Consider the following 26,593-nt stretch of genomic DNA (forward strand, 5'->3'; position numbering starts at 1 on the left):
CAAGGAGAACCGCCTGATGTCCCAAAAGACCGCACTGCTCATGCTCGACTACCAGGTCGCGCTGGCCCAGGAGGGCGACCTCTGCCTGGCGCCGCCGCTCGCCGCCCAGGTGCGCGAACGAGACGTCCTCACGACCGCCAAGCGGTTGCTCGAGGCCGCGCGCTCCGCCGAGGTACCGGTCTTCCACGTCCGGCTCGCGTTCGACCCCACCTACCGCCTGCGCACCAACCGGCTTCCGCGCTTCGACGGCTATCCGGCCAACGGCAAGATGCTCGCCGGCTCGGCCGAGGCCGAGTTCGTCACGGACCTCGCGCCCGTCGGAGGCGAGCCGGTCGTCGACAAGGGCTGCGTCAACGCCTTCATCGGCACCCCGCTGCGCGAGGTGCTCGCGGCAGAGGGCGTCGACCACGTCGTGCTCGGCGGCATCGCGACCCACCTCGTCGTCGAGTCCACGGCGCGCCACGCCTCCGACTCCGGGCTGCAGGTCAGCGTGGTCGAGGACATGTGCGCCGCACCCGACCCGGCCCTGCACGAGTTCGCCGTCACCCGGACGCTGCCGCTCTTCGGTGACGTGCGCTCCGCCGACGAGATCATCGGGAGCTGGGCATGACCACCACGACACGCGAGATCCACTCCGGCGCAGGGGTGCCGGCCGGAACCGACTACGACGTCGTGGTCGTCGGCGGCGGCATCGCCGGCCTGTCCGCCGCGCTCTCGGCCGCTGAGAGCGGCGCTCGGGTGGCTCTGCTCGAGCGCTCGGTCGAGGCCGAGACGGGCGGCAACACCCGCTACACCGAGGCCTACCTGCGGATGAAGTCGCTCGACGAGGTCTCCGACGGCCTCGCCGACACCCTCGTCGACGACTTCATGGGCCACCCAGACCCGGGCATCACGGCCGACTCGGGCCTCGACTGGGAACGCCGCAACCCACTGCTGCGCGCGCACCAGGTCGTCGACCTCGACTACGTCGCCGCCTTCGAGGACAACGCCGGCCCCACGCTGCGCTGGCTCGAGGGGCACGGCATCGCCTTCGGCGAGCTGCCGACCCTCTTCCTGACCGTGTCCACCACCAGGATGGCTCCGGTCGGCGGAGGCCTCGCCCTCGTCGAGACCCTTGGCGCACGAGCCCGCTCGCTCGGTGTGGACTTCCACTTCCGCACCACGGCGCGCGCCCTCGTCCTCGACGACTCGGGTGCCGTCGTCGGCGTCGAGGCGTCCGTCGCCGACGCAGGACGGCGCACCTTCACCGGCACCGTGGTGCTCGCGAGCGGTGGCTACCAGGGCAACGCCGAGCTGATGGCCCGCTACCACGGCCCGCTCGGGATGCTGTGCCGTCCCGTCGCGCGCGGTGGCAACTACAACAAGGGTGAAGGCCTCGAGATGGCGATGGCCGTCGGGGCGGCCACGGCCGGCAACTTCTCCCTCTTCCACGCCGAGCCGGTCGACCCGCGCTCGGGCGACCCGGAGGCCGCGATCATGGCCTTCACCTACGGCATCCTCGTCAACGTCGACGGCGAGCGCTTCGTCGACGAGGCGCGCGGCCCGATCGACGCGTGGTACGAGCGCACGACCCGCGACATCCAGGCCCAGCCGCGCGGCATGGCCTGGATGATCCTCGACGCGCAGGGGCAGGCGATCCCGAACCTGCGCACGGCGATCCGCTCGGAGGAGAAGCCGGTGCGCGCCGACTCGATCGCCGAGCTCGCGGCGAAGATCGACGTCGGCCCGGTGACGTTGGAGGAGACCGTGGCGGCATACAACGCCGGCTGCCCGGCGGGAGAGTGGGACCCGACCCGCCCCGACGGCCTGGCCACCGAGGGGGTCATGCCCCCGAAGTCCAACTGGGCCAAGCCGATCCAGTCCGGACCCTTCATCGCCTACCCCGTGATGTGCGCCAACGTGTTCACGTTCGGCGGCCTCAAGGTCGACGCCGGGTCCCGCGTGATCGACCGCGACGGGCGCGCCATCCCGGGCCTCTACGCCGCCGGCGAGATGACCGGTCTCTACTACTCGAACTACACCGGCTCGACCTCGGTGTTGCGCGGTGCAACCTTCGGGCGCATCGCCGGCGCCGACGCCGCAGCCCTTGCCGTGAAGGAGCGGTCATGAAGATCTGGCACCAGAGCTTCACCGTGCTGGACGACGTGCCGCACTACCGTGATGCGCTCGAGCGCCACCTGGCCAAGGTGGCCGACCCAGGAACCGAGGTGCACCTGCACGGCATGAAGCCGGGCACCTACCCGAGCGACTACCCGGGCACCCACATCGGCTACGCGTACCTCTCGGGCCTGCACAAGGAGCAGTTCGTGCACGCCGCCCTGCGCGCCCAGGACGAGGGCTACGACGCGTTCCTCATCGCGACGATCCCCGACACGGCCTACGAGGAGTGCCGTTCGGTCGTCGACATCCCGGTGCTCGCGTTCGGGCAGACCTCGGTGCTCATGGCCTCGACGCTCGGCGCCACGGTCGGCATCGTCAACTTCATCGGCGCCCTCGAGCCGCAGCTGCGCCGCAACCTGCGCACCTACGGCCTCGACGGCGTCGTCGGTCCGATCCGGCAGGTGGCGGCGGAGTTCACCGACGTCATGGGGGCGTATGCCGCCCCGGACGCCCTGCTCGATGCGTTCCGTGCCGCTGCCCGCGAGGCGATCGCCGCCGGGGCCGACGTGATCGTGCCGGGGGAGGGACCGCTCAACGTCTTCCTCGCCGACCACGGCGTCAGTCGGGTGGACGACGTCCCGGTCGTCGACTCGCTCGGCACCCTGCTGCAGGTCGCCGAGCTGCGCGGGCGGCAGTACCGCTCGGCCGGCCTGGTGCCGTCGCGCCGCGGCTTCCACCACGCCCAGCCGCCGCGCGAGCTGCTCGACCGGGCCCGCTCCTTCTACGGCATCCCCGACGCCCTCGACGGCTGACCACCCGCCCGACTCCCGCCCGACTCCCGCCCGACGCCCACCTGACTCTCGCCCGACACCCGCCCGACACCCGTCGGCCCCAGCGACCACGAGGACCCTGCCATGCACGAGAACATCGAGGTCGACGTCGTCGTGGGCGGCGCAGGCGCGTGCGGCGTGATGGCCGCCCTACGAGCCAGCGAGGACCCCGACATCGTCGTCGCAGTGCTCGAGAAGAGCATGACCGAAGGCTGCAACGCCGGGGTGTCGAGCGGCAGCCTCGCCGCCGGCGGCACCCGCTTCCAGGAGGCCGCCGGCATCGACGACTCGGCCGAGCGTCACGCCGACGACATCCTCGCCGCGTCCGGTGACGAGCGGCACCGTGAGCTCGTCGACGCCCTCTGTGGTGTCGCCGCCGACTACGTCCACTGGGTTGCCGACGACCTCGGCTACCCGATGGACGTCGGCACCGACATGGCCCGCAAGGGCATGTCGGTTCCCCGGCTGCACGCCGACCCGGCTCGCGCCGGCGGCGGTCCCCTCATGGGGCACCTGCGCCGGCTGCTCGCGGACCGGCCCAACGTGGCCGTCCTCGACGAGGCGCCGGTGACGGGGCTGCGCGTCGAGGACGGCACGGTGGTCGGGGTGCGCGCCCGGCAGGGCGGTCATGACCTCGTCGTGTCGGCGGACGTGACCGTGCTCGCGACCGACGGGTTCGCGGGCAACCGCGCGCTCATGCAGGAGTTCTGCGCCGAGCTCGGCGACCCCTTCCACGGCGGGGTCAGCACCGCCACGGGTGACGCCATCGGCTGGCTGCGTCCGCTCGGGGCCGAGCTGCGCAACATGGGCGCGTGCCTGCGCCACGGCCAGGTCACGCTGCACGGCACCAGGGTCAACCCGGCCCTGCCGTGGCTCGGCGCGGTGCTGGTCAACCGCGACGGCGAGCGCTTCGTCGACGAGCAGGCCAACGGCTACTCGGGCCTGGCCGGCGTCGTCCAGGGGCAGCCCGGCGAGCGGGCCGTGATGATCTGGGACGACGAGGCGCAGCAGACAGCGCAGCACTCGGAGATGATGCGCGAGTCCGAGAGTGCAGGTGCCCTGCGACGTGCTCCTGACATCACCTCGCTCGCGGCCGCCCTGCGGATCGACCGGTCCGTGCTCGAGGCCTCCCTGCAGCCGCTGCCCGGACGCCGCGCGCTGGTCGCGCCCTTCCACTACGCCTGGCTCACCCACGGCGTCCTGACGACCCAGGGCGGCGTCGCCATCGACCCGCACGGGCGCGTGCTGCGGACGGACGGCACCTCGATCGAGGGCCTGCGGGCCGGCGGCGGGGTGGCCGTCGGCCTGGCCGGCACGCAGTCGGGCGGCTACAGCTCGGGCAACGGGCTGCTGTCGGCCTTCGGCATGGGCTGGATCATCGGGAACGAGATCAGCTCGGGACGGTGAGCGCACGCCGCCGCCACCGGTGCGCAGTTGCGTCACGAGTGCACGGTGCACCGCGCGCTCGTGACGCACAGCTCCACTCATGACGCACAGCTGCGCTCGTGGCGCAAAGCCGCACTCGTGGCGCACAGCTGCGCTCGTGGCGCAAAGCCGCACTCGTGGCCCGGGGCTGCACCCCAGGCGGCATCGCGCCCTCGTGCGAGCTGCTCGAGGGCGCGACGGCCCGTCACATCATGAAGTCGCCGGGCGTGGCCTGGAGGAACGCCGCGTACTCCGCGCGGCGCGGCTCGCGCAGCTGCTCGCCGATCTCGGCGGCGGCGGCCTCGAGGGTGCTGATCCACCCGCGCACGGTCTCGGCGTCTGCGCCTCCGGGGAGTTGACTTGCCCTGAGGCACAGGGCGACTCGCCCCTCGCGTCCGAGGACCGGAACGACGATCGCACCGAGGTCGTACGTCTCGCCGTCCTGGATCTCGATCGTTTCGAAGAACGCGGAGGACTGCGAGATGACCGAGCGCACTGCTCGCTCGCGGACCGGCGTGAGGTCCCCGGCGGCATACTCACGCATCGCCTCGCGCAGGTCGGAGTAGCGCGGGTGGTCGAGCTCCCGCTGCCGCGACACGGCGTAGCCGCTCTCGCGCACTGCAGCCAGGCGTCGGCGGTACTTCTCCACGACCTCCGGCTCCTGGCTCGACGCGCGGCGCAGCCAGGCGTCGACGACGACGTCGTCGGACCACGCGACATAGGCCTCCCCGAGCGGGGGCATGAGCGGCACGCGCACCCCGAGCGGCTCGAGGGCCGGCACGTTCGGGCCGTATGCCGTCACCGCGGTGGTGAGCTCGTGGTCGTTCGCGGCGACGAGCAGGGCGGTCTCGCACCCGAGCGTGCGGGCCACGCGCTCGGCCTGGGCGCGGCCGACCTCGGCGAGGCGCACCGACTCGATGAGGCCGGCATCCCCCTTGGCGCTCAGGCCACCCGAGCTGAAACCGCCGTAGCCGCCCTGGAAGAAGAGCAGGGGCGTCACCGGGCGGCTGACCTCCATCCCCTCCACCTCGCACAGCACGATGTAGTGGTCGCCCGCGGTGATCACGTCGTGCGTACGGCAGTGGATGCGGGCCACGGCGTCGTCGAGGGCGGGTGCGCCGTGGTCCGACAGGTGCCAGCTCACCTCGTCGAACTTGCCCGGCCGAGGCACCGCCATCGTGCGGCACAGCTCGAGCTGGTCGTGGGCGAGCACGTTGATGCAGTACGCGTCGGCGTCGCGCATGAGCGCGAACGTGCCGGACGTCGTGGTCGGCATGAACGCCACGAGCGGGGGGTCGAGCGAGACCGCGGTGAAGGTGCCCACCACCATCCCCAGGGGCTCCCCGTCCGCCGACGTGGCGGTGACCACGGCGACGCCGGTCGGGTAGTGACCCATGACCTCGCGGTAGTGTGCGGGGTCCAGCGCCTGCGACTGGACCGTCGTTGCTTCGTTGGTCACGATGCCACCTTCTCTTCCTGCTACAACTCTGTAGCATTCACTACAGTGAAAGTAGGTCATCGCAGGGCGGAGGGCAAGGCCTTCCATGCTCCGATGAGATATCGACCGGCCTGCAGGGTGTTCAACGAGCCCCTTATCCGTAGGATTGCACTACAGGGAACCAGTCCGCCACGCGCCCCGACGGCGCCGGGCAGAGAGCGGAGCGCGAATGGCACGCAAGACCGAACGACGGCACCGGCAGGGCGACGAGTCCCGTCAGGCGATCCTCGACGCCACCCTCTCCATCGCCGCCGAGCGTGGCTACGACGGCACGACCGTGGCGCTCGTGCAGGAGGCCACCGGCCTGCCCGCGAGCTCGATCTACTGGCACTTCGGCAGCAAGGACCAGCTGCTGGCCGCGACGCTCGAGCACTCCTACCGCAGCTGGCGCGCCAGCGCCCCCACCTGGGTCGCGGGGGCCGAGCCGCAGGAGTTCGTCGACCGCATCGAGAAGCGGTTCGGCGCCGCGGCGCAGTCGCTGAGCACCTCTCCCCAGTTCTGGGCGCTCGGCCTGCTGCTGACGCTGCAGCACCGGGTGAAGGAGCCCGCAGCGCGTCGGCTCTACGCCGAGGTCCGCCACGAGACAGAGGTCGCCATCCGCGACTGGTGGGCGACGGTGCTCGCCCCCGGTGCGCTCGAGGCCGACCCCGACCTCACCACCCGGCTGGCGCGCTTCCACATGATGCTCATGGACGGCCTCTTCCTGCAGGTGCGCTCGTCGAACCACAAGGACATCAAGCGCCTCGTCAGCCGCGTGGCGCAGGGTCTCGGCCAGCACCTCGAGTCGCTGGGAGTCGCGGCATGAGCCCCAAGGCGACCGGCCAGGCCACGCGATCCGCGCCCGTCTCCGGGGCGGCCGAAGAGGTGAGCAAAGAGGTGAGCAAAGTGGTGCGCAAGGAGGCGGCCAAGGCCGCTCCGCCGGCGAGGTCCCGTGACCGCATCATGGAGGCCGCGTCCGACCTCGCCAAGGAGCGCGGCGTCAGCGGAGCCACGATCGCCCGGGTGTGCCAGCGGTCCGGCCTGCCCGTCAGCTCGGTCTACTGGTACTTCGAGGACAAGGACCACCTGTTCGCCGAGGTGATCCGGGCGAGCTATGCCAAGTGGCTCGTGTCGGTGCCGCGGTGGGACGTCTCCACCGACACGACGATCGTCGAGGGTCTGCGCCGCGTCATGGGCCAGTCCACCCGTACCTTCGCCGAGATGCCGGCCTTCCTGCGCATCGGCATGCAGGTGCTGCTCGAGACGGGAGAGGTCAACGCGAAGTCGCGGGCGGCGTACATGGACGTGCGTGAGCAGGTGCGCCTGATGATCTCGGCATGGATCACCCAGCTGCTCCCTGACAATGTGGGTGCCGACCTCGCCGACGACCTCGGCAACCTCGTCATCGCGATCTCCGACGGCATCGTCGTCGGCTCGCAGGTCTACCCGGACTTCGACGCGGACGCGTACGTCGAGCTGATGGCCGGCACGATCGACGCGATCGCCGCCTCCGCCTGACCGGGTGCGCCGTGCCGACGCCGCTGCTCCGCACCAAGCTCTTCGTGCCACGCCCGCAGGCGGGCGCGGTGGAGCGACCGCGGGTCGCCGAGCTGCTGCGTCGCGGTACGACGGGAAAGCTGACCCTGGTGTCGGCGCAGGCCGGCTTCGGCAAGACCACGGCCATGGCGGCCTGGGCGCACGAGGACGCCGCGCCCGGCTCGGTCGCCTGGGTGTCGCTCGACGCCGACGACGCCGAGGCCGAGACGTTCTGGGCGTATGCCGTCACCGCGCTGGCCGACCGCGTGCCCGAGGTGCGCGAGGGGGTCCTTCCCCTGCTGGGCCGGCCCGGCCCGCCCCTGACAGTGGTCCTGGCCGAGCTGGTGAACCGGCTCGCGGACGCTCCCGGCGACGTCGTCCTCGTGCTCGACGACTACCACCTGGCCGAGGGCGCCGGTGTCGCCGAGGGGATGCTCTTCCTGCTCGACCACCTGCCGCCGCAGGTGCACGTCGTGCTCGGCACCCGCGCCGACCCCGGCCTGCCGCTCAGCAGGCTGCGGGCCCGTGGCGAGGTCGTGGAGGTGCGGGCGGCCGACCTGCGCTTCACGCTCTCGGAGGCGGCGGGCTTCCTCGAGCAGGCCGGGCTCGAGCTCGACGCGGAGGACGTGGCCGTGCTGGAGCAGCGCACCGAGGGCTGGGCCGCCGCGCTGCAGCTCGCCGCCCTGTCGCTCCGCGGGCGTTCCGACACCTCACAGTTCCTCGCGCACTTCGCGGGCGACGACCGGTTCATCGTCGACTACCTCGCCGACGAGGTGCTGGCCCGCCAACCTTCGCACGTGCGCGAGTTCCTGCTCCGCACGTCGGTCCTCGACCGGCTCAGCGGGCCGCTCTGCGACGCCGTCACCGGGCAGGTCGGCGGGGACGCCACGCTGCGCGAGCTCGAGCGTCAGAACCTCTTCGTGGTCGCGCTCGACTCGCGCCGGCAGTGGTTCCGCTACCACCACCTCTTCGCCGACGTGCTGCGCGCGCACCTGGCGGCCGCCGCCCAGGGGCCGCCGCCGGCGGAGCTGCACGCCCGGGCCAGTGCCTGGTTCGAGGAGGAGGGCCAACCGGTGTCGGCGGTGGACCACGCCCTCGCCGCGGGCGACGTCGTCCGGGCCGCGGCCCTGATGGAGCGCTCGATCCCCGACCTGCTCCGTCGGAGGCAGGAAGCGGTGGTGGCCGGGTGGATCGGCGCGCTGCCGGCCGACGTCGTGCACCACCGCCCGGCCTTGGCGATGGGTTTCGTCGCTGCCCTCATGGAGCGCAACGAGTTCGCTTCTGTCGCAGTCCGGCTGGATGACATCGACCGAACGATCACCCGTGTCGACACTGCGTCGCCCGGCGGGGGAGGCACACCCGGGATCCTGGTCGAGGACCCGCTCGACCTGCCCCGCCTCGCCGGCAGGGTCGAGCTCTACCGCGCCGCACTCTCGGTCGTGGGCGGTGACCTCGAGGAGACTCGTCGCCACGCCGAGCTGGCCGCGAGGCTCGCAGCGCCCGACGACCACCCGACCCGGGCCGGTGCCTGGGGACTGTCCGGGCTCGCGTACTGGCGTCAGGGCGACCTGGACGGGCTCCACCGCTGCTACTCGCTGTGCGTGGACGACCTGGTGCAGGCCGGCCACGTCTCCGACGTGCTGGGCTGTTCGACAACCCTCGCCGACGTGCGGGTCGCCCAGGGGCGCCTCGGCGAGGCCGAGGCCACGCTCCGCAAGGCGCTCGACCTCGCTGCCACTGCAGACGGCGTGGTGCGCGGCACGGCCGACCTCCACAGTGCGCTCGGCGCGGTCGCTCTCGAGCGCGGCGACGTCACCGAGGCCGAGTCGCAGCTGCGTCGAGCCCAACAGCTCGGCGACGAGGCCGGGATGCCGCAGCACGCCTACCAGCTGCGCGTGAACATGGCGCTCGTGCGCCAGGCGCACGGAGACCTCGACGAGGCGCTGTCCCTGCTCGACGAGGCCGCACGCGTCTACGTGGCGGACTTCAAGCCCGACGTCCGCCCGGTGCACGCCACCCGGGCCCGGGCCCTGGTGGCCGCGGGGCGGCTCGACGAAGCACGCCGCTGGGCGGCCGAGCACGGCCTCGACGCGGACGACGCCGTGACCTACGCCGACGAGTACGAGCACGTCACCCTGGCGATGCTGCTGGTGGCCGAGCTCGAGGCGCGCCCCGCCGCCCCGACGGACGTGGCGGCCGTGCGAGGTCTGCTCCAGCGGCTGCACGACGGGGCGCAGCTCGGCGGTCGCGCCGGAACGGTGCTCGAGGTCGACGTCCTGCAGGCTCTGGCGGCACTCGCGTCAGGCGACAGGTCGGCTGCGGCAGGCCACCTCCGTCACGCCTTGAACCTGGCCAGGCCGGAAGGTCTCGTGCGGGTGTTCACCCAGCACGGTGTGGCGCTGACCCGCCTCGTGCGTCTGCTTCCGGCCGAGCAGCAGCAGGTCCCGTTCGTTCGTGCGCTCGCGACAGCCGGTGCTGCCCCGCAGGTCGCTGCCGGGGCGAACCCCGCGGCCGGGCGGGGGCTCGTCGACCCGCTGAGCAGCCGCGAGCTCGAGGTGCTGCGCCTGCTCGCCACCGACCTCACCGGCCCCGAGCTCGCACGGCAGCTGGTCGTGTCGCTCAACACGCTGCGGACCCACACGCGCAACGTCTACGCCAACCTCGGCGTGAGTGGCCGACGAGCAGCCGTGACCCGGGCCCGCGAGCTCGACCTGCTCGGCGGCCGGGACAGGTGAGCGCGCCACCGCCGGTCCGGACGCACACCCTTCGGGCTCAGCGCAGCCGCCTGATCGGGAGCACGGCCAGCGCGCCCGCCGCAGCACAGGCGGCAGCGACCCCGAAGAGGATGCCGTAGCTGCCCTGGCCCAGGGACAGCACGGTCGGAGCGACGGCCGGCGCGATCGTGAAGGGCAGCGCGCCGGCGTAGTTGAAGACGCCGAGGTCCTTGGCGGCGTCGTCGGGGTCGGGCAGCACCTCCGTGACCAGCGCGAGGTCGACGGCGAAATACAGCCCGAAGCCGACCCCGCTGACCGCGAGCGCGGTCACGTAGGCCGCGACCCCGGTCGCCACGCTCAGCAGGGCCATGGCGAACGCGTACACGAGGGCCGCGGCGAGCACGAACGCCTTGCGCCGCCCGGCACGGTCCGACACCCGGCCACCGACGAGCGAGGCCACGACGACGGCGGCCGACTGCGCGAGTGTCCCGACGAAGACGAGGTCGGGGACCTCGGCGGCGGTCCGGTGGAGGCGTTCGAGGAGGAAGTAGACCTGGTAGGTCGTGAGGAACGCGTACGCCATGACCAGCAGGAAGCGGCTGAGGAAGGCCCACGCGAAGTCGGGGTGGCGTCGCGGGTCGACGACGAAGGTGCCGGCGACCTCACGCAGAGTCCACGGCGGCCGGGTGCCGCGCGGCAGCCGACGGTCCTGCAGGCTCGCGGCGAACACCACGATGAGCAGGCCGCCCACGGCGCAGGGCACGAGGAACATCGCCATCTCGTTGCCGCTGAAGACCTTCACGACGAACGTGGCCCCCACCGACGCCACCGGGAGGCACACCCCGAGCACGCCCGAGACGCGCCCGCGCTGGCTGGGTGGCACCTGGTCGGGGAGCACCGCGACGTGGACGGCGAGCACAGCGTTGAAGAACAGCTGGGCGATGCACCAGCCGACGACCACGGCGGCGACGCTAGAGGCGGTCGCGACGACTAAAACGCCTGCGGTGCCGCCCAGCAGGCCCCCGAGCATCCAAGGTCGTCGCATGCCGAAGCGCGATGAGGTGCGGTCGCTGAGCCGCCCGAAGAGGGGGTTGCCCACCAGGGCGACCACGGAGCCGGCGCCGGCCACGACGGCGAGACCGGCGGGCGCGGAGCCCGGGCCGACGAGGTGGTCGACCTTGAGGGCGAGCGTGACCGCGAGCGGCGCGATGAACAGCAGGCACGTGCCCAGGTACGACAACGCGTACCGGGTGATGAAACCCACCCGCACCTCGGTCACGTGACCGCGCACCCCACCACGGTAGGCGCGCGCGACCACCCCGCTCAGGGGTTTGCGGTTAACCGGCCGAGCCGGTGCCCGCCCCTCACCACGAGATTCACCAGATGCGGTGATGCCCGCTCACCACATGGGCTCCTACGTTTCCCGGTATCGCACCGATCGACCCCCGGCCCAGCCGGCCCCGAGGCGCCGGGCGCTCGATCCGAGGAGAGCCATGGACGACGACAGAGTCACGACCGACCCTGACCGGGCCTGCTACGAGATCCGCGTCCGGGGACAGCTGGCCACCCACTGGGCCGCTCGCTTCGACGGCCTCACGCTCACCCCGCTCGAGGACGGCACCACCGTCCTGCGCGGGCCGGTCGCCGACCAGGCGGCGCTGCACGGACTGCTCCGCCAGCTCGCCGACATCGGCATCCCGCTGCTGTCACTGCACCGACAGGACCGCAGCACGGACACCACAACAGACACCACAACCGCCACCACCACCACACCAGGAGACTGACATGGACACCGTCCCGAGCATGGCGACGCCCGCCGCCACCACCACCGGCACTGCCCGAACGACCACGACCGTCCGAACAGGCGGGAGCGACTGGACCCGCAACTACGCCAGGGCATCCGGCATCTTCTACCTGATCACCTTCGCCTCGTCCATCGCCGCCGTCGTGTACTTCCTCAAGCCGGTGCTCGACGACCCCGGCTACGTCGTCGGCCCCGGCCAGGACACGCGCGTGATCATCGGCTGCCTCATGGACACCGTCAACGCCCTGGCCGCCATCGGCTCCGCGGTCGCCGTCTACCCGGTCGTCAAGCGGCAGAACCAGGCCATGGCCCTCGGCTTCGTGACCTCCCGCATGTACGAGGCCGCCGTCGTCATGATCGGCGTCGTCAGCCTGCTCGGCGTCGTCGCCATGCGGCGCGACCTCGGTGGTGTCGCCGGCCCCGAGGCCTCCGCCCTGCTGACGACCGGCCACGGGCTCGTGGCGATGCGCGACTACACGTTCCTGCTCGGACCCAACCTCGCCCCCGTCATCAACGCCGTGCTCTTCGCCACGCTGCTCTACCGCACGCGCCTCGTGCCCCGCGTCATCCCGCTGATGGGACTCGCTGCTGCGCCCCTGCTCCTCGCCCCCACCCTCGCGACCATCCTCGGCCTGACCGAGCACGGCTCGATCTGGTGGGGGCCGGGCGGTGCGCTCATCTTCGTCTGGGAGCTCTCGGTCGGCCTGTACATGACCTTCAAGGGCTTCAAGCCGACGCCGCTCACGGCGACACAGTAGGACGCCGGACCCGTCGACGCACCCAGGAGGCCCTGGCCAGCACCGTGCTGGCCAGGGCCTCGCGCCGGCCGGGCCTGCGCCCCTTGCGCCCGCCAGGCCGCGGGCAAGACAGTGACAGGGTGCCGGCACGGCATACGTACTCGGTTCGAGGAGGCCCCGTCGTGACCACGTCACCCCTGAGCGTGGACCTGCTGGTCATCGGGTGGGGCAAGGCGGGCAAGACGCTCGCCAAGCGCTACGCGGCCACCGGTCGGTCGGTCGCCCTCGTCGAGCGCGACCCGGCGATGTACGGCGGCACGTGCATCAACGTCGCCTGCGTGCCCACGAAGGACCTCGTGGTGTCGGCCGAGGCCCGGCGGCCGAGCGACGACCCCTCGGAGTACTTCGCCCGGGCCGTCGCTGACCGTGACGCTCTCATCGGCGGGCTCAACGCGGCCAACCACGGCATGCTCGAGGGTGTGGCGACGCTGCTCGACGGAGACGCACGCTTCACCGGCCCGAAGCAGGTCACCGTGCGCACGGCCCACGGCGACGTCGTCGTGACGGCGGAGCGCATCGTCGTCGGCACCGGGGCGGTGCCGGCCCGCCCGGACATCCCGGGTGCCACGCTGCCCCGGGTGTATGACTCCACGACCATCCAGCACGCCGACCCGTTCCCGGATCGGCTCGTCGTCGTCGGCGCCGGCTTCGTCGGTCTGGAGTTCGCGAACATGTTCGCGCTCTTCGGCGCCGACGTCACGCTGCTCGACTCCCGCGGGGCCCTGCTCCCCGACGCCGAACCGGTTGTGGCACAGGCGGTCGAGGACGTGCTGTCCCGTCGCGGCGTGACCGTGCGCCACGACGCCCGGGTTCGCGCCATCGAGCGGGCAGGCGACGTCCTGCGAGTGCTTCTGGCGCACGACGACGTCGAGGCCGACGCGGTCCTGCTCGCGATCGGCAGGGTGCCGGTGACGAGCGAGCTCGGTCTGGACGTGGTCGGAATCGCCACGGACGACAGAGGATTCATCATCGTCGATGATCGCCTTCGCACCTCGGCCGACGGGGTCTTCGCGGTCGGCGACGTCAACGGTGGCCCGCAGTTCACCTACATCTCGCTCGACGACAACCGGGTGGTCTGGGACCAGCTGAAGGGGGAGGGGCGACGTTCCACCTCCGACCGGGTCGCCGTGCCCCGCACGACGTTCATCACCCCGCCCCTCTCGCAGGTGGGCCTCACGCCCGCGGAGGCGCGCGCTGCAGGCCACGACGTGCTCCACGCCAGCAAGGAGGTTGCGCGGATCGCGACCATGCCACGGCCCAAGATCGTCGGCGACCCGGACGGCGTGATCACCTTCTCCGTCGACGCGGCGACGCGGCGGATCCTCGGCGCGACGCTCTTCTGCGTCGACTCCCAGGAGCTGGTCAACCTCGTCGCCCTGGCCATCCGGGCCGGCACCACGGCAGACGAGCTGCTGAACGGGATCTGGACGCACCCGTCCAGCACCGAGGCGCTCAACGGGGTGCTTGCCGAGCTGGAGCCCTACTCCGGCTGACGTCCCGACCCTCGCTCCCGGGCCTCCCGTGACAGGCGCGACCAGCAGGCGACGATGCCTCCCTACCGCGGCTGGTTGCTCTGGCGGCGCAACCGTCCCGGGTCCGGTCACCAAGCCCGTTCGAGCAGCGCGGTCACCGACTCGACGTCGAGCGGCCTCGGGTTGGGGTAGGGCGCGTCGACCACGCGAGCGGCCACGCCGGCCAGGGCGTCGCGCGGGACCCCCAGGTCGCGCAGCCGGCGAGCGCCCTCGTGGCCGGCCGCGAGGCCCCGCACCACGCGTACGGGGTCGGTGCCGAGAGCCCGCTCGAGCCGCCGCTCCGCGTCGGGTGCGGCGGGCAGGTCGAAGTCCATGACGTGCGGCAGCAGCATCGCGTGGAGCTCGGCGTGGGGCAGGTCGAAGCTGCCGCCCAGGGTGTGGGCGAGCTGGTGGTGCAAGCCCATCCGGGTCTGAGCCAAGCACATCCCGGCGAGCCACGCGCCCGCCTGCACCCGGGCGCGAGCCGTCAGGTCGCGCAGGTCGGAGAGCACCTGGGGCAGCGCCTCGACGATCGCTTTGGCCGACTCCGTGGCGAGTGCGTCGCTCACCGGCGTCCGGTCGGGGGCCCACAGGGCCTCGACGGCGTGCGCGAGCGCGTTGAGGCCACTGGTCAGGGTGAGCCCGCGCGGCATCGACAGGGTCAGCGTGGGGTCGTAGACGACGGTTCGCGGTGCGAGCGCGGGGTCGCGGCGCGTGGTCTTCACCCCGCCCCGCGTCTCGCCCAGGACAGGCGTGACCTCCGATCCGGCATACGTCGTCGGGACGGCCACCTGGGGTATGCCGGTGCGCGCGGTGAGCGCCTTGGCGAGCCCGACGGCTGACCCGCCGCCCAGGGCCACCACGGCGTCGGCGTGGTGTGCCGTGACGACGGCGAGTGCCCGGTCGGTGACCTCCACCGGCGTGTGCACCTGCGCCTCGTCGAAGCGTGCCGCGAGGCGGCTGCCCAGGGCGGCCGAGAGGTCGGCTGCAGGAGCAGAGGCCGACCTCGTGGCCACGAGGATGACGCGCTCCGCACCGACTCGCGCGAGCTCGTCGGGGACGCGCCGGAGCGCGCCGGACCCGATGAGCACCCGGGTCGCGACGCCCTCGTGGACCATGACCCGGGGGTCGTCGGGGTGCGTCGTCGGGTCGGCCATGGTCGTCGGCGTCAGCCGGCCTTCGGCTGGGGCTTGAAGCGGCGAACCTCGTGCGGCCACCCGCAGGCCTCCGCGACCCTGGCAGCCCACATGTTCGCCGTGGCGTCGTCGGGCACGTCGACGATGGCGAATCCGCCCAGGAACTCCTTCGTCTCGACGTAGGGGCCGTCGGTGACCATCACGGAGCCGCTGGTCGGGTCGGCGTTGTAGACGGGTCCGTCCTCCTCCTCCAGCCCTCCCGCGAACACGTAGACTCCGGCGGCCCTCATGTCGTTGACGACGCCCCTGGCGAGTGGGCCGCGTCCGCGGAACCACTCCTCGGAGTGGTCGCCCACCCACTGCTGGTTGAAGTAGAGGAGGTACTCGGCCACGACGGCTCCTTCAGCTCTGGCGGACCCTGGTGGCCCGCGTCGACACCTACTACACGAACGGTGTCAGGCGATTTCGACAGCATCGTCCACGCAACTGCCGGACCCACAGATCGTAGGTCCGGCCGCCGTGTCCTGAGGTCACCAGGGACTCACCAGAGGTGAGAAGTCCCGTGGGCGATGTTGTAGTACATGCCGATGTGCGTGTAGAAGTTCATCGCGCCGAAGAGCAGGAGCACGACTCCTCCGACGGTCCACGCGCGAGCAGCCCACCGCAGCAGGCTCGGCCGGTCGGCGAGCTGGGCGACGGCGAAGAGCAGGGCGCCGAGCGCGATGACGCCCCAGAGGCCGCCGAGGAACAGCGCCTCGAGGAGCGGCAGGTGGCCGAAGCGTCCGCTGATGGGCTCCTGCGGCGGAGCGGCGCCGAGCTGGAAACGGACGAAGGTGATGGCGAGGGCCGCCATGCCCAGCCCGAGCGCGCCGACGAAGACGGCGACCGGCTTCAGGGCGTCCAGGGCGGCACGTCGAGCCGGGTCGACGTCGGCCGCGAAGAGGGCGCGGTGACGCCACAGGTAGACGGCAGCGAAGAGCAGCAGGGCGCCGAACCCGGCCGCCGGCTGCCCGAAGGCGATGTTGGCGTACTCGAAGCCGTCGCCGCCGAAGGGCCAGGTGATCGTGGTGTGGAGGCCCAGGGCCAGCAGCAGCACGCCCGTGACTCCGAAGAAGCCGGCCCAGCCCTCGCTGTCGATCCGCAGCCCGCCGATGAGCCGGGTCAGGAACCAGGCGAAGCCGATGAGTCCCGCTCCCGCCGTGATGGCGACGAGCTCGTTGTAGACGACCATGGCCGTCCACCGTCCTTTCCGGCACGCGTGCCGATGTCAATGAAAATTCAACTATTGGGTAAAGAGTGTGCGGCTCGGTCGAACTTCGGTCCGTGCCGCGTGATTTTCGATACAATAGGTGTAGCGAAAATTGTCCCTGCTTTGTTCCCGGAAGGACCGCGATGTCTCCCACGGCCGGTCGACCGCGAGACGCGGGCGTCGACGATCGCATCGGCGCCGCCGCCCTGGCGCTGTTGCGCGAACGGGGCCCCGAGGCCGTGCACATCGACGCCGTGGCAGCCCGCTCTGGCGTGGCGCGCACGACGATCTACCGTCGTCATCGCGACAGGGAGGCCCTGCTCGCGGCCACCCTCGCGGCCTTCGCCGGTGATGCCTTCCCGCAGGCGGACCTGCCGGTCGAGGAGAAGTTGCGATGGGTGTTCGAGCAGGTGCGCGCCCTGGTCGAGGAGCACCTCGGGCGCGGAGCGATCGCGGCGGTGCTCACCGACTCCGACCCTGCGTTCACCGTCGCCCTCCGCACCCGCCTGCGCGGCTGGTTCGAGGTGCTCGAGCGCGAGATCGCCGCCGACGTCTCCAGCGGCCGGCTCAGGCGGGGCGTCGATGTCGAGGGGCTTGCCGCTCTCGCGTTCGGCGCCTACCTCGGAGAGCTGCTGCAGCACGGGCGGGCCCGTCGCGGCTGGGCCGACGGCGTGCTCGAGCTGCTCCTGCTGGGCGTCGGCCCGCAGCCCCGACGCCGGCCCGTCTGAGCGGGGCTGCCCTCAGGCGAGGGTGAGGAACAGCTTCTCCATCGTCGCCTGGTCCTCGGCAGTGAGCCCGTCGGGAGAGGCGAGGCACTCGCGCATCCCCGAGGAGACGATGGCGAAGCCCGCGCGGTCGAGGGCGCGGTTGACGGCGGCGAGCTGGGTCACGACGTCGCGGCAGTCGCGGCCCTCCTCGATCAGGCGGATGACGCCGCCGATCTGGCCCTGCGCGCGGCGGAGCCGGTTGAGGACGGGTGTCATGTCGTCGCTGTTGAGCGTGACCACGGGGGGTCTCCTTCGGAGGTCGCGGTTGCGGGGGCGTTCGCCGCCGACTTGACGAACATACCCCAAGGGGTATTACGGTAGCCACCTCAGATACCCACAGGGGTATTTGCCTATCGGTCGCCGGCGGACATCGCCAGCACGGTCCTCGTCCCCACACGCCACGTCGAAAGGTCCCGAACTCGTGAGCACCCCAGCCCCCACCACGGTGCACGGCGTCACGTTCGTCGCGATCGACACGCCCACCCTCGGCGACCGCTCCTACCTCGCCCACGACGGCGACGTGGCGGTCGTCGTCGACCCGCAGCGCGACCTCGACCGCGTCGTCGCCCTCGCAGCCGAGGCCGGGGTGCGCATCGCTCACGTCTTCGAGACGCACATCCACAACGACTACGTCACAGGGGGACTCGCGCTCGCAGGGGCCACCGGCGCGGCGTACCACGTCAACGCCGCCGACGACGTCGCGTACGACCGCACACCGATCAGCGACGGCGACGTCGTCGACGTCTCTCCGACCATGCGGGTCCGTGCGATTGCCACTCCCGGACACACCTTCACCCACCTGGCGTACGCCCTGGAGGTCGCTCCGGCAGAGAGGTCGCCCTTCGAGGCGGTCGGGGTCTTCACCGGTGGCTCGCTGCTCTTCGGCGCCACCGGCAGGCCCGACCTCCTCGGCGCCGAGCACACCGACGCGCTCGTCCACCTCCAGTACGCCTCGGCCCACCGGCTCGCCGGAGACCTCCCCGGCCACACCCACGTGCTGCCCACCCACGGCTTCGGCTCGTTCTGCTCGGCCGGCTCGTCGGGAAGCGCCTCGGCATCGACCATCGGCGGCGAGCGATGTCACAACCCCGCGCTGACGCAGGACGAGCAGCGCTGGGTCGCCGACACGCTCGCCGGGCTCGACGACCACCCCGCCTACTACGCCCACATGGCCCCGGCCAACGCTGCCGGGCCTTCGGCGGTCGACCTCCAGACCCCGGCGGCAGCCGACAAGGACACGCTGGCCGCCAGGATCGGTGCAGGGGAGTGGGTCGTCGACCTGCGCGACCGCACCGCCTTCGCCGCCGGCCACGTCACCGGCACCCTCAACTTCGGCCTCGACGGCCAGTTCGCCACCTATCTCGGCTGGCTCATCCCCTGGGGCACGCCGCTCACGCTGCTCGGCTCGTCGGCGCAGCAGGTTGCCGAGGCCCAGCGCGAGCTCGTGCGCATCGGCATCGACCAGCTGGAGGGTGCGGCCACCGGCAGCCCCGACCAGTGGACCGAGCGCCCCCTTGGCTCGTTCACCAGGGCCGGGTTCGCCGACCTCGCCCACGTGCGCCACCACCGGCACGTCGAGGTGCTCGACGTGCGCCGCGAGTCCGAGCACCGGGAGTCATCGATCGAGGGTGCCGTGAACATCCCCCTCCACGCCCTGCTCGGCCGGCTCGAGGAAGTGCCCGACGGCGAGGTCTGGGTGCACTGCGCCGGGGGCTACCGTGCCTCCATCGCCGCCTCGGTGCTGGCCGCCCGCGGTCGGCGCGTGGTGGCGATCGACGACTCGTTCGACAGCGCCTTCACCTCCGGACTCCCGCTCGCGCAGGCGGCCTGACCCCGACCGTCCCTGCCCGTGCTGCCCCTTCCCGCCCCCCTCCCTTCCCGCCCCTCCCTTTCCGCAGCTACCCGCCGCTCGACCTCGAGTGGCCGACCCCGAGGAGAACCACCATGTGCCGACCCGCCACCTGCCAGACCTGCGGCAAGACCACCTGGGCCGGCTGCGGCCAGCACGTCGACCAGGTCATGGCCCGCGTCCCGCGCGACGCCCGCTGCCCCGGTCACCCCGGCGCCCAGAGGGCCGGGGGCTCGTTCCTCTCGCGCCTCCTCGGGCGCGGGTGACCTGCGCCCGCGACGGTCGCGACTCGAGAGAGCGCGCCACATGATGGTCCTCGTGCTGCCCCTGGGCCTGCTCATCGGCCTCGCCCTCGGGGCACTCGGCGGAGGAGGGTCGATCCTCACGGTGCCGGCCCTCGTCTACGTCCTGGGCCAGGACCCTGCCACCGCCACGACCAGCTCGCTGCTCGTCGTCGGCGCAAGCTCGCTCATCGCTCTGCTGCCCCACCGCCTGGCCGGACGTGTGCGCGTCGGGCAGGGTCTCGCATTCGGGGCGCTGGGCGCCTTCGGCTCGGTCGTCGGCTCGACCGCGTCGACACGCGTCAGCCCGGGCGCGCTCCTCCTCGCCTTCGCGGGCCTCATGCTCGTCGTCGCCGTGCTCATGCTGAGGCGTTCTGGCGATCGCGTTCACCAGGCGGGGGAGCGTGACCGGTCGGCCGAGCCCATCGTCCGGCTCAGGCCGCTCGCCTGCGCGTGCCCCCGGCTGCTCAAGCTCGTGACCACTGCCACGGCGGTGGGGCTACTCACCGGGTTCTTCGGCGTCGGAGGGGGTTTCGTCCTCGTCCCTGCGCTCGTGCTGGCGCTGGCCTTCCCGATGCCCGTGGCCGTCGGGACCTCGCTGCTGGTCATCGCCGTCAACAGTGCGACAGCCCTGTCGGCCAGGGTGTTCGCGGGTCGTGCCCACATCGACTGGGTGCTCGTCGCGGTCTTCACCGCCACGACGGTTGCGGGCAGCCTCGTCGGCGGACGGGTCGCACAGCGGGCGCACCCTCGCCAGCTCTCTGCCGCCTTCGCCGTCCTGCTCGTCGTCGTCGCCCTCTACACGGGAGTGCGGAGCCTGCCAGCGTTGCTCGGCTCCTGACCCCGCGTCCTGCCAGCCGCTCAGGTGCGCGTCGTCAGGTGGTGGCTGTCCACGTGCCGGGCGGCGTCTGCCTGCTCGCTCGGCTCGGTGTCGTGCGTGTTGCCATTGTGCCGTGCCCGCTCGGGGCGGGTGCCGTCGACCACGCCGAAGACGAACCAGGCGATGACGAACAGGATCGCCACCGCGCCCAGGACCAGGGTTCCGGCGGATGTCATGGGAGCTCTCCGTTCCCGCGGCTGGGCCGCGCACTATTACGATACATACTGTGTACCGTTATGCCCGGGTCGTTTGTTCCCGCCGTGGCCGGGTGCGGCCGCCCGGGCTCCCAGCCGCGGGTGAAGAAGGCTGCGTAGCCTGATCGGGTCACGACCAGCGACACGGAGCGACAACACAGAGCGACAACACAGAGCGACCAAGGAGATCCGATGGGTCGGAACGAGTCGGTGCTGCAGGGCCTGCCCAGGACGAGGGAGTGGCAGGAGGACTTCTATCGCGACCTCCACTCGCACCCCGAGCTGAGCGGCCAGGAGAGCCGCACGGCCGCCAACGTCGCCCGTCGCCTCGGCGAGATGGGGTATGCCGTCCAGCAGCTCGGCGGGGGCGTCGTGGGCGTCCTCGACAACGGTCCCGGCCCCGTCGTGCTGGCCCGCGCCGACATGGACGCACTGCCGGTCACCGAGCAGACCGACCTGCCGTACGCCTCGACCGAGTCCGCCACCGATGAGACCGGTGCCGTCGTGGGGATCGCGCACGCGTGCGGCCACGACGTCCACGTCACGTGCCTGCTCGGCGCAGCCGAGCTGGTCGCGCAGGGTGCATCGGGCTGGTCGGGCACGTTCGTGGCCCTCTTCCAGCCCGCCGAAGAGACCGCGTCGGGAGCGCAGGCGATGCTCGACGCCGGTCTGGTCGACGCGATCCCGCGACCTGAGGTCGCCTTCGCCCAGCACGTGCTGGGACTCGAGGCCGGCACGGTGGGAACCCATCCCGGGCCTGTTCTCTCCGCTGGCGATAGTATCCGGATCACCCTGTACGGCAAGGGTTCTCACGGTTCCATGCCTCACCAGAGCGTCGACCCGGTCGTCCTCGCGGCGGCCGTCGTGATGCGGCTCCAGACGATCGTCGCCCGTGAGACCAAGCCGGGCGAGTTCGCCGTCGTGACGGTGGGCAGCAGCGTGGCAGGCACCAAGAGCAACATCATCGCGGACCGGGCGGTCCTGCTCGTCAACGTGCGCACCTACGACGACGGCGTGAGGACCCACGTCCTGTCCGCCATCGAGCGCATCGTCCGGGCCGAGTGCGAGGCGTCCGGTTCGCCCCAGGCACCGACGTTCGACTACTACGACCAGTACCCCCTCACCGACAACGACGCGGAAGTGGGCGAGGCGGTCACCGCCTCGTTCCGGGAGCACTTCGGCGACGAACACGTCGTGGACCTCGGGCGGGTGACGGCGAGCGAGGACTTCAGCCGGGTGCCTGACGCGTTCGGGATCCCCTATTGCTACTGGGGTGTCGGCGGCTTTGCGGCGGGCACCGAGGCGCCTCCGAACCACTCCCCGTTCTTCGCGCCGCTCATCCAGCCGACACTCGACACCGGGACCGCAGCCCTGGTCGTCGCCGCCCTGAGCCGTCTCGGTGAGGGCCGGGCGTAGGCAGCCCTCAGCCGCGCTCCGACCCACCCTCCGGCCAGCCCGTGTAGGCCTCGGCCAGGAACCGCGAGCCCGCCTCCGAACCGGTCACCATCGCCAGCTCGCCGAGCTGGCGCCGACGGTCGAAGTCGGTGGCGCCCGGGATCGTGTGCAGCATGCTCGTCATCCAGTAGGAGAAGTGCTGGGCCTTCCAGACGCGAGACTGGGCCCGCGGGCTGTAGGTGTCGAGGACGTCCGTGTCACCGGTCCGCACGGCCTGCTCGAGCACCTCGGCGAGCACCTTGACGTCGGCGAGCGCGAGGTTGAGGCCCTTGGCGCCGGTGGGCGGCACCGTGTGCGCGGCGTCGCCGGCGAGCAGCATGTTGCCGTGGCGCATCGGCTCGCACACGAAGCTGCGGAAGCGCAGCACCGTCCGGTCGGTGATCGGGCCCTCCTTGAGGGTGAAGCCGTCGGGACCGCTGACCCGCGCCTGCAGCTCCTCCCAGATGCGGTCGTCGCTCCAGGCGTCGACGTCCTCGTCGGGGTCGCACTGGAAGTACATGCGCTGCAACGTCTCCGAGCGCTGGCTGATGAGGGCGAAGCCGCGGTCGGAGTGCGCGTAGACCAGCTCGGGCGCACTGTGCGGGGCCTCGCAGAGGATGCCGAACCACGCGAAGGGGTACTCGCGCGAGAACTGCCGGCGCTGGGCCTCCGGGATCTCGTGGCGGCACAGGCTGCGTGAGCCGTCGGCGCCGACGAGGTAGTCGCACTCGACGACCTGCTCAGCACCAGAGGCATCGGTGAAGCTGATCCGGGGGCGGTCGCCGAGGACGTCCTCGACGCGGGTGTCGCTGACGCCGAACCGGACGTCCGCGCCGTCGCGCTCCCGTGCGGCTGCCAGGTCGATGAAGACGTCGGTCTGCGGGTAGAGCCACGCCGACTCGCCGACCAAGCCCTTGAAGTCGATCCGGTGGCCGACGCCGCCGAAGCGCAGCTCGATCCCGTCGTGGGCGTGCCCCTCACGCAGGACGCGGTCGGACACGCCCGTGTCGACGAGCAGGCGCACGCTGTCGGCCTCGAGGATGCCGGCCCGCACCGTCTGCTCGATCTCGCCGCGGGTGCGGTTGTCGACAGCGACCGAGTCGATGCCGGCGCGGTGCAGCAGGTGCGAGAGCATGAGGCCCGCGGGCCCGGCCCCCACGATGCCGACGGTGGTCCTGGTCGTCGTGCTCGGCGCCGGTCGGCTCATCGGTACTCCTCGTTCGGGGTGCGGCGGTGGATCGACTTGTAGGTCACGTACGCAGCGAGCCCCTCGAGGCCGTACTCGACGCCCAGGCCAGAGTCGTGACGGCCCCCGAACGGCGCGCTGTGGTTCGAGGCGAAGAAGTTGATGCCCACGGACCCGGTGTCCATCCTCTCAGCCACCTGCTGCGCCGCGCGCGGGTCGCTGGAGAAGACGAGGCCGCCGAGCCCGAAGCCGGTGTCGTTGGCCAGGGCGACCGCCTCGTCGATGCCGTCATAGCGCAGCACCGTGATGACCGGGCCGAAGATCTCCTCGCGGGCGACCCGCATGTCGGGTGTCACGTCGGCCAGGACCGTGGGTTCGACGAAGTAGCCGTTCCCGTCGCGGGCTCGTCCGCCCGTCGTCGCACGCGCGCCCTCCTGGCGGGCCGACTCGAGGTGATCGAGCACGCTGTCGTACTGCGCCTTTGTGGCGACCGGGCCGAAGACCGTGTCGTCGTCGAGGGGGTCGCCCTGACGGCCGGCGCTGATCGTGCGGGTCACCATGTCGACGACCTCGTCGTAGCGCTCGGTCGGCGCGAGGATGCGGGTGCTGATGTAGCAGGTCTGACCCGTGTTGCGCATGCTCGAGCGGATCAGGACGTCGGACATGGCATCGAGGTCGGCGTCGGGCAGCACGACGGCCGACGACTTGCCGCCGAGCTCGAGGGTGACGGGACGCAGCAGCTCACCACACGCGGCCGCGATCTTGCGCCCGACCGGTGTCGACCCGGTGAAGGCGACCTTCGCGGTGAGCGGGTGGCGCACGAGCGCGTCGCCGACCGCCCCCGAGCCGGTGAGGAGGTTGACCACGCCGGCCGGCACTCCGGCAGCCTCGACCGCCTCCACGACGAAGCGGATCGAGAGGGGAGTGGGCGAGGCGGGCTTGACGACGACCGTGCAGCCCGCGAGCAGCGCGGGCGCGAGCTTGATCGCGACGAGGTTGATCGGGAAGTTCCACGGCGCGATGAGCACGCACACGCCGACGGGGTCGCGGCGTACGACGGACTCGGAGCCCGCCATCGCGGGGAACGGGCGCACGTCGTCGGCGTCGAGGTGGCCGGCGATGCCGGCGAACCAGCGGAAGATGCCCGCGGCGTTGCCGGCTGCCCCGCGGCTCTCGGAGAGGGGCGTCCCGTTCTCGCGCGAGATCGTGAGCGCGAGCTCCTCGGCGCGCTTCTCGAGCTCGTCGGCCACGCGGCGCAGGTGGTCGGCGCGCTCCGCTGCCGACAGCCGCGGCCACGGGCCGCTGCGGAAGGCCCGGTCGGCGGCCGCCATCGCCACCTCGACGTCCTCGGGCGTCGCGTCGGGCACCGAGCCCCACGCCTCCTCCGTGGCCGGGTCGACCACCGGGGTGCGGGCCTCGCCCGTCGACGGCGTCCACCTCCCGTCGAGGTAGTGGTCGTCGACGTGGGTCCAGGGCAGGCCGAGCTCGGCGCGGTCCCGGCTCACCGCAGCACGTCCGTCCGGAGCAGGGCCGTCGACCGGTCGAGCGACGCGGTCGCCATGGCGATGCCGGCCTCGGTCAGCAGCTCGGGGATGATCTCGGCGCGCAGCCGGTCGGTGTAGGTCGCGGGGTCCATGCCGAACCAGCCCGAGGCGAGCGCGATACCTGCGGGGTCGAAGCGCCACAGCCGGTCGGCGTCGCGCATCATCGCGTCTTCGAGGCTGTAGGCCTCGTGGCGCGTGTCGTGGCCGTCGATGATGGCGCAGACGTCGTCGACGAACTGCTCGTCGTAGCCGAGCGGCGGCAGCACCTCGCGGGCGATGACACAGCCCTGCTTCTCGTGCTCGAAGCGGATCGCTGCCTTGCGCCAGTCGCCGCCGAACCCCTCGGAGATGATGCGACTCTCGTCGACGCGACCCCAGCCGGTGTCGTGGAGCAGGATCGCGACGCGCACGAGGCGTGCGTCCGCCTGCGGGTAGGCCCGGCAGAGGCGTTCGGCGTACGCGAGCGAGATCGGCAGGTGGATGTCGTTGCCGCGGGTGCGGGTCTCGGGGACGACGCTCTTCCACACGGGGTCGAGGTCGGCTCCGCTGGCGGGCGTCAGCGTGATCGGTGAGGTGTCCACCGGGCCGGCGGCGGCCACGGGTGTCGGGGGCAGGGGGTGAGTCATCGCGGGTCGTTCCTCGTGATCGACTTGAGCGGGGTGTCGGGGTCGGCGGCCTCATCCGGTGGGATCGACGCGCCTTGGGCGAGAGCGGATTTCACCGCCATGAAGTCAAGCGGGGTGTTGACGCAGTCGGCTGCGATGATCCGCCCGCCGCGGTAGTAGAGGACGGAGAACTTGCCCCGGGCGTCGTCGCGGCGCACGACGGTGCGGTCGTGACCAGAGCTGAGGCCGGCGATCTGCAGCTTGAGGTCGCCCTGGTTGGACCAGAACCACGGGATGCCGGCGTACTCCTCCCGGCGTCCGGTGATCGAGTACGCGGCGACCTTCGCCTGCTCGACGGCGTTGTTGACGCTCTCGAACCGCACCCGGTCGCCGTCGGGCGCTCCTGGGACGGGGTTCGGCTGGTTGGCCACGTCGCCGACGGCCAGGGTGACGCCGTCGGACGCGACGGCATACCGGTCGACGACGATGCCGTTGTCGCAGGCGAGCCCGATGCTCTCGGCGAGCTCGGTGTTGGGAACGACCCCGATGCCGACGAGCACGAGGTCGGCCGGAACCGTGCGGCCGGCGACCACCACGCCACCGACCCGGTCGCCACGCTTCGCCCGAGGGCTGATCCGCTCGACCTCGGCGTCGAGCACCACGTCGATGCCGGCGGCCTGGTGGTGGGCGCGGAGGAACTCGGCGGTCTCGTCGCCGACGGCCCGACCGACGAGGCGCGGACCGGCTTCGACGAGGGTGACGGTCTTGCCGAGCTTGCGCAGGCTCGCGGCCGCCTCGATGCCGATGAAGCCACCGCCGATGACGACGACGTCCTGGACTGCCGGCACGCGGGCCTTGAGCTCGAGCGCGTCGTCGGCGTTGCGGAGGTAGAGCACGCCCGGCAGGTCCGCACCCGGGAGCGACAGCCGTCGGGCGCGGGCGCCGACCGTGAGCGCGAGCCGGTCGAAGGGGAACTGCGCCCCCGACACGGCGTGAGCCACCCCGGAGCCGTCGTCGGCCTTGTCGATGCGCACGACCCGCTCGTCCTTGACCACCGTGATGCGGTGCTCGTCCCAGTACTGCTGGGTGCGGAAGATCAGCGACTCCTTGGTGATGACGTCCTGGAGGAACTCCTTGGACAACGCGGGTCGCTGATAGGGCCGATGGTTCTCCTCGCCGAGCAGGGTGATGGGCCCCTCGTGGCCGAGAGCACGCAACGACACCGCGAGCTGCACCCCCGCCTGCGAGGACCCGATGATGAGCAGGCCTGACAT

General features: G+C 71.9%; 26 protein-coding genes. 15 read left to right on the top strand and 11 right to left on the bottom strand.

From position 1 onward, the window contains the following. Positions 1-16 precede the first annotated feature (16 nt). The 4 genes from AB4091_RS01515 (at position 17) to AB4091_RS01530 (ending at position 4,337) form a co-directional block, all read left to right on the top strand. Positions 17-610, top strand: coding sequence for a cysteine hydrolase family protein (locus AB4091_RS01515; protein WP_442289964.1), 594 nt, complete (start codon positions 17-19; stop codon positions 608-610). Beyond that, a complete protein-coding gene (locus AB4091_RS01520) occupies positions 607-2,109 on the top strand; it encodes an FAD-dependent oxidoreductase (protein WP_442289965.1) in 1,503 nt (500 codons plus the stop codon). The genes AB4091_RS01515 and AB4091_RS01520 overlap by 4 nt, the downstream gene beginning before the upstream one ends. Next, positions 2,106-2,912, top strand: coding sequence for an aspartate/glutamate racemase family protein (locus AB4091_RS01525; RefSeq protein WP_442289966.1), 807 nt, complete (start codon positions 2,106-2,108; stop codon positions 2,910-2,912). Before AB4091_RS01520 ends, AB4091_RS01525 begins: the two co-directional genes overlap by 4 nt. A gap of 102 nt (positions 2,913-3,014) precedes the next feature. After that, on the top strand, positions 3,015-4,337 hold the full coding sequence (locus AB4091_RS01530) for an FAD-dependent oxidoreductase (protein ID WP_442289967.1): 1,323 nt from the start codon (positions 3,015-3,017) through the stop codon (positions 4,335-4,337). 223 nt (positions 4,338-4,560) lie between these two features. Here the strand turns inward: AB4091_RS01530 and AB4091_RS01535 are convergent, their stop codons facing one another. After that, positions 4,561-5,814 (bottom strand): flavin reductase, encoded by a 1,254-nt coding sequence (locus tag AB4091_RS01535; RefSeq protein WP_442289968.1) that lies wholly within the window; start codon positions 5,812-5,814, stop codon positions 4,561-4,563. A gap of 208 nt (positions 5,815-6,022) precedes the next feature. Here AB4091_RS01535 and AB4091_RS01540 point away from each other — a divergent pair, with 208 nt between their 5' ends. From AB4091_RS01540 to AB4091_RS01550, 3 genes are read left to right on the top strand one after another with little or no spacing between them, the layout of a single operon-like run. Next, positions 6,023-6,658 (top strand): TetR/AcrR family transcriptional regulator, encoded by a 636-nt coding sequence (locus tag AB4091_RS01540; RefSeq protein WP_442289969.1) that lies wholly within the window; start codon positions 6,023-6,025, stop codon positions 6,656-6,658. Beyond that, positions 6,655-7,350 (top strand): TetR/AcrR family transcriptional regulator, encoded by a 696-nt coding sequence (locus tag AB4091_RS01545; RefSeq protein ID WP_442289970.1) that lies wholly within the window; start codon positions 6,655-6,657, stop codon positions 7,348-7,350. Before AB4091_RS01540 ends, AB4091_RS01545 begins: the two co-directional genes overlap by 4 nt. Before the next feature lie 11 nt (positions 7,351-7,361). Next, on the top strand, positions 7,362-10,103 hold the full coding sequence (locus tag AB4091_RS01550) for a LuxR C-terminal-related transcriptional regulator (RefSeq protein ID WP_442289971.1): 2,742 nt from the start codon (positions 7,362-7,364) through the stop codon (positions 10,101-10,103). A gap of 37 nt (positions 10,104-10,140) precedes the next feature. Here the strand turns inward: AB4091_RS01550 and AB4091_RS01555 are convergent, their stop codons facing one another. Beyond that, entirely contained in the window at positions 10,141-11,373 is a 1,233-nt protein-coding gene (locus AB4091_RS01555; RefSeq protein ID WP_442289972.1) for an MFS transporter, read from the bottom strand. Positions 11,374-11,575: 202 nt separating this feature from the next. Between AB4091_RS01555 and AB4091_RS01560 the strand changes: the two genes are divergently transcribed. The 3 genes from AB4091_RS01560 to AB4091_RS01570 all read left to right on the top strand — a co-directional run bounded on the left by AB4091_RS01560 (position 11,576) and on the right by AB4091_RS01570 (position 14,176). Continuing rightward, complete coding sequence (locus AB4091_RS01560; protein WP_442289973.1) at positions 11,576-11,866, top strand: hypothetical protein; 291 nt, start codon at positions 11,576-11,578, stop codon at positions 11,864-11,866. Between the two features lies 1 nt (position 11,867). Further along, complete coding sequence (locus AB4091_RS01565) at positions 11,868-12,644, top strand: DUF4386 domain-containing protein (RefSeq protein WP_442289974.1); 777 nt, start codon at positions 11,868-11,870, stop codon at positions 12,642-12,644. 161 nt (positions 12,645-12,805) lie between these two features. Beyond that, entirely contained in the window at positions 12,806-14,176 is a 1,371-nt protein-coding gene (locus tag AB4091_RS01570) for an FAD-dependent oxidoreductase (RefSeq protein WP_442289975.1), read from the top strand. A gap of 107 nt (positions 14,177-14,283) precedes the next feature. Here AB4091_RS01570 and AB4091_RS01575 read toward each other — a convergent pair whose 3' ends face one another. From AB4091_RS01575 to AB4091_RS01585, 3 genes are all read right to left on the bottom strand, one after another. After that, positions 14,284-15,351 carry a maleylacetate reductase gene (locus tag AB4091_RS01575; RefSeq protein WP_442289976.1) on the bottom strand — a complete coding sequence of 356 codons (1,068 nt, stop codon included), beginning with the start codon at positions 15,349-15,351 and terminating at the stop codon, positions 14,284-14,286. Positions 15,352-15,362: 11 nt separating this feature from the next. Then, on the bottom strand, positions 15,363-15,722 hold the full coding sequence (locus tag AB4091_RS01580; protein WP_442289977.1) for a YciI family protein: 360 nt from the start codon (positions 15,720-15,722) through the stop codon (positions 15,363-15,365). Between the two features lie 149 nt (positions 15,723-15,871). Continuing rightward, positions 15,872-16,561: a DUF981 family protein gene (locus AB4091_RS01585; RefSeq protein ID WP_442289978.1), complete on the bottom strand. Its 690-nt coding sequence runs from the start codon at positions 16,559-16,561 to the stop codon at positions 15,872-15,874. Positions 16,562-16,722: 161 nt separating this feature from the next. Here AB4091_RS01585 and AB4091_RS01590 point away from each other — a divergent pair, with 161 nt between their 5' ends. After that, a complete protein-coding gene (locus tag AB4091_RS01590; protein WP_442289979.1) occupies positions 16,723-17,307 on the top strand; it encodes a TetR/AcrR family transcriptional regulator in 585 nt (194 codons plus the stop codon). 12 nt (positions 17,308-17,319) lie between these two features. Here the strand turns inward: AB4091_RS01590 and AB4091_RS01595 are convergent, their stop codons facing one another. Then, positions 17,320-17,562: a metal-sensitive transcriptional regulator gene (locus tag AB4091_RS01595; protein ID WP_442290292.1), complete on the bottom strand. Its 243-nt coding sequence runs from the start codon at positions 17,560-17,562 to the stop codon at positions 17,320-17,322. 205 nt (positions 17,563-17,767) lie between these two features. Here AB4091_RS01595 and AB4091_RS01600 point away from each other — a divergent pair, with 205 nt between their 5' ends. From AB4091_RS01600 to AB4091_RS01610, 3 genes are all read left to right on the top strand, one after another. Next, the gene (locus AB4091_RS01600; RefSeq protein ID WP_442289980.1) at positions 17,768-19,177 is read left to right on the top strand and encodes a rhodanese-like domain-containing protein; all 1,410 of its coding nucleotides are present in this window, start codon (positions 17,768-17,770) and stop codon (positions 19,175-19,177) included. A gap of 113 nt (positions 19,178-19,290) precedes the next feature. Next, complete coding sequence (locus AB4091_RS01605; protein WP_442289981.1) at positions 19,291-19,461, top strand: hypothetical protein; 171 nt, start codon at positions 19,291-19,293, stop codon at positions 19,459-19,461. Between the two features lie 40 nt (positions 19,462-19,501). Beyond that, positions 19,502-20,317: a sulfite exporter TauE/SafE family protein gene (locus tag AB4091_RS01610; protein ID WP_442289982.1), complete on the top strand. Its 816-nt coding sequence runs from the start codon at positions 19,502-19,504 to the stop codon at positions 20,315-20,317. A 20-nt stretch (positions 20,318-20,337) separates the two neighbouring features. On the opposite strand, the gene AB4091_RS01615 is transcribed toward AB4091_RS01610, so the two are convergent. Beyond that, positions 20,338-20,532 carry a hypothetical protein gene (locus tag AB4091_RS01615; protein ID WP_442289983.1) on the bottom strand — a complete coding sequence of 65 codons (195 nt, stop codon included), beginning with the start codon at positions 20,530-20,532 and terminating at the stop codon, positions 20,338-20,340. A gap of 210 nt (positions 20,533-20,742) precedes the next feature. Here AB4091_RS01615 and AB4091_RS01620 point away from each other — a divergent pair, with 210 nt between their 5' ends. Next, positions 20,743-21,966, top strand: a complete 1,224-nt coding sequence (locus AB4091_RS01620) for an amidohydrolase (protein ID WP_442289984.1) — start codon at positions 20,743-20,745, stop codon at positions 21,964-21,966. Between the two features lie 7 nt (positions 21,967-21,973). Here the strand turns inward: AB4091_RS01620 and AB4091_RS01625 are convergent, their stop codons facing one another. Genes AB4091_RS01625 through AB4091_RS01640 form a run of 4 tightly spaced genes read right to left on the bottom strand, consistent with a single transcriptional unit; the run spans position 21,974 to position 26,593 of the window. Continuing rightward, the gene (locus AB4091_RS01625; protein WP_442289985.1) at positions 21,974-23,191 is read right to left on the bottom strand and encodes a 4-hydroxybenzoate 3-monooxygenase; all 1,218 of its coding nucleotides are present in this window, start codon (positions 23,189-23,191) and stop codon (positions 21,974-21,976) included. Next, positions 23,188-24,675, bottom strand: coding sequence for an aldehyde dehydrogenase family protein (locus AB4091_RS01630; RefSeq protein ID WP_442289986.1), 1,488 nt, complete (start codon positions 24,673-24,675; stop codon positions 23,188-23,190). The genes AB4091_RS01625 and AB4091_RS01630 overlap by 4 nt, the downstream gene beginning before the upstream one ends. Further along, positions 24,672-25,340, bottom strand: coding sequence for an HD domain-containing protein (locus AB4091_RS01635; protein ID WP_442289987.1), 669 nt, complete (start codon positions 25,338-25,340; stop codon positions 24,672-24,674). Before AB4091_RS01635 ends, AB4091_RS01630 begins: the two co-directional genes overlap by 4 nt. Then, entirely contained in the window at positions 25,337-26,593 is a 1,257-nt protein-coding gene (locus tag AB4091_RS01640; RefSeq protein ID WP_442289988.1) for an NAD(P)/FAD-dependent oxidoreductase, read from the bottom strand. The genes AB4091_RS01635 and AB4091_RS01640 overlap by 4 nt, the downstream gene beginning before the upstream one ends.

Source organism: Terrabacter sp. 2RAF25, from assembly GCF_052115265.1.
Lineage (GTDB): Bacteria > Actinomycetota > Actinomycetes > Actinomycetales > Dermatophilaceae > Terrabacter.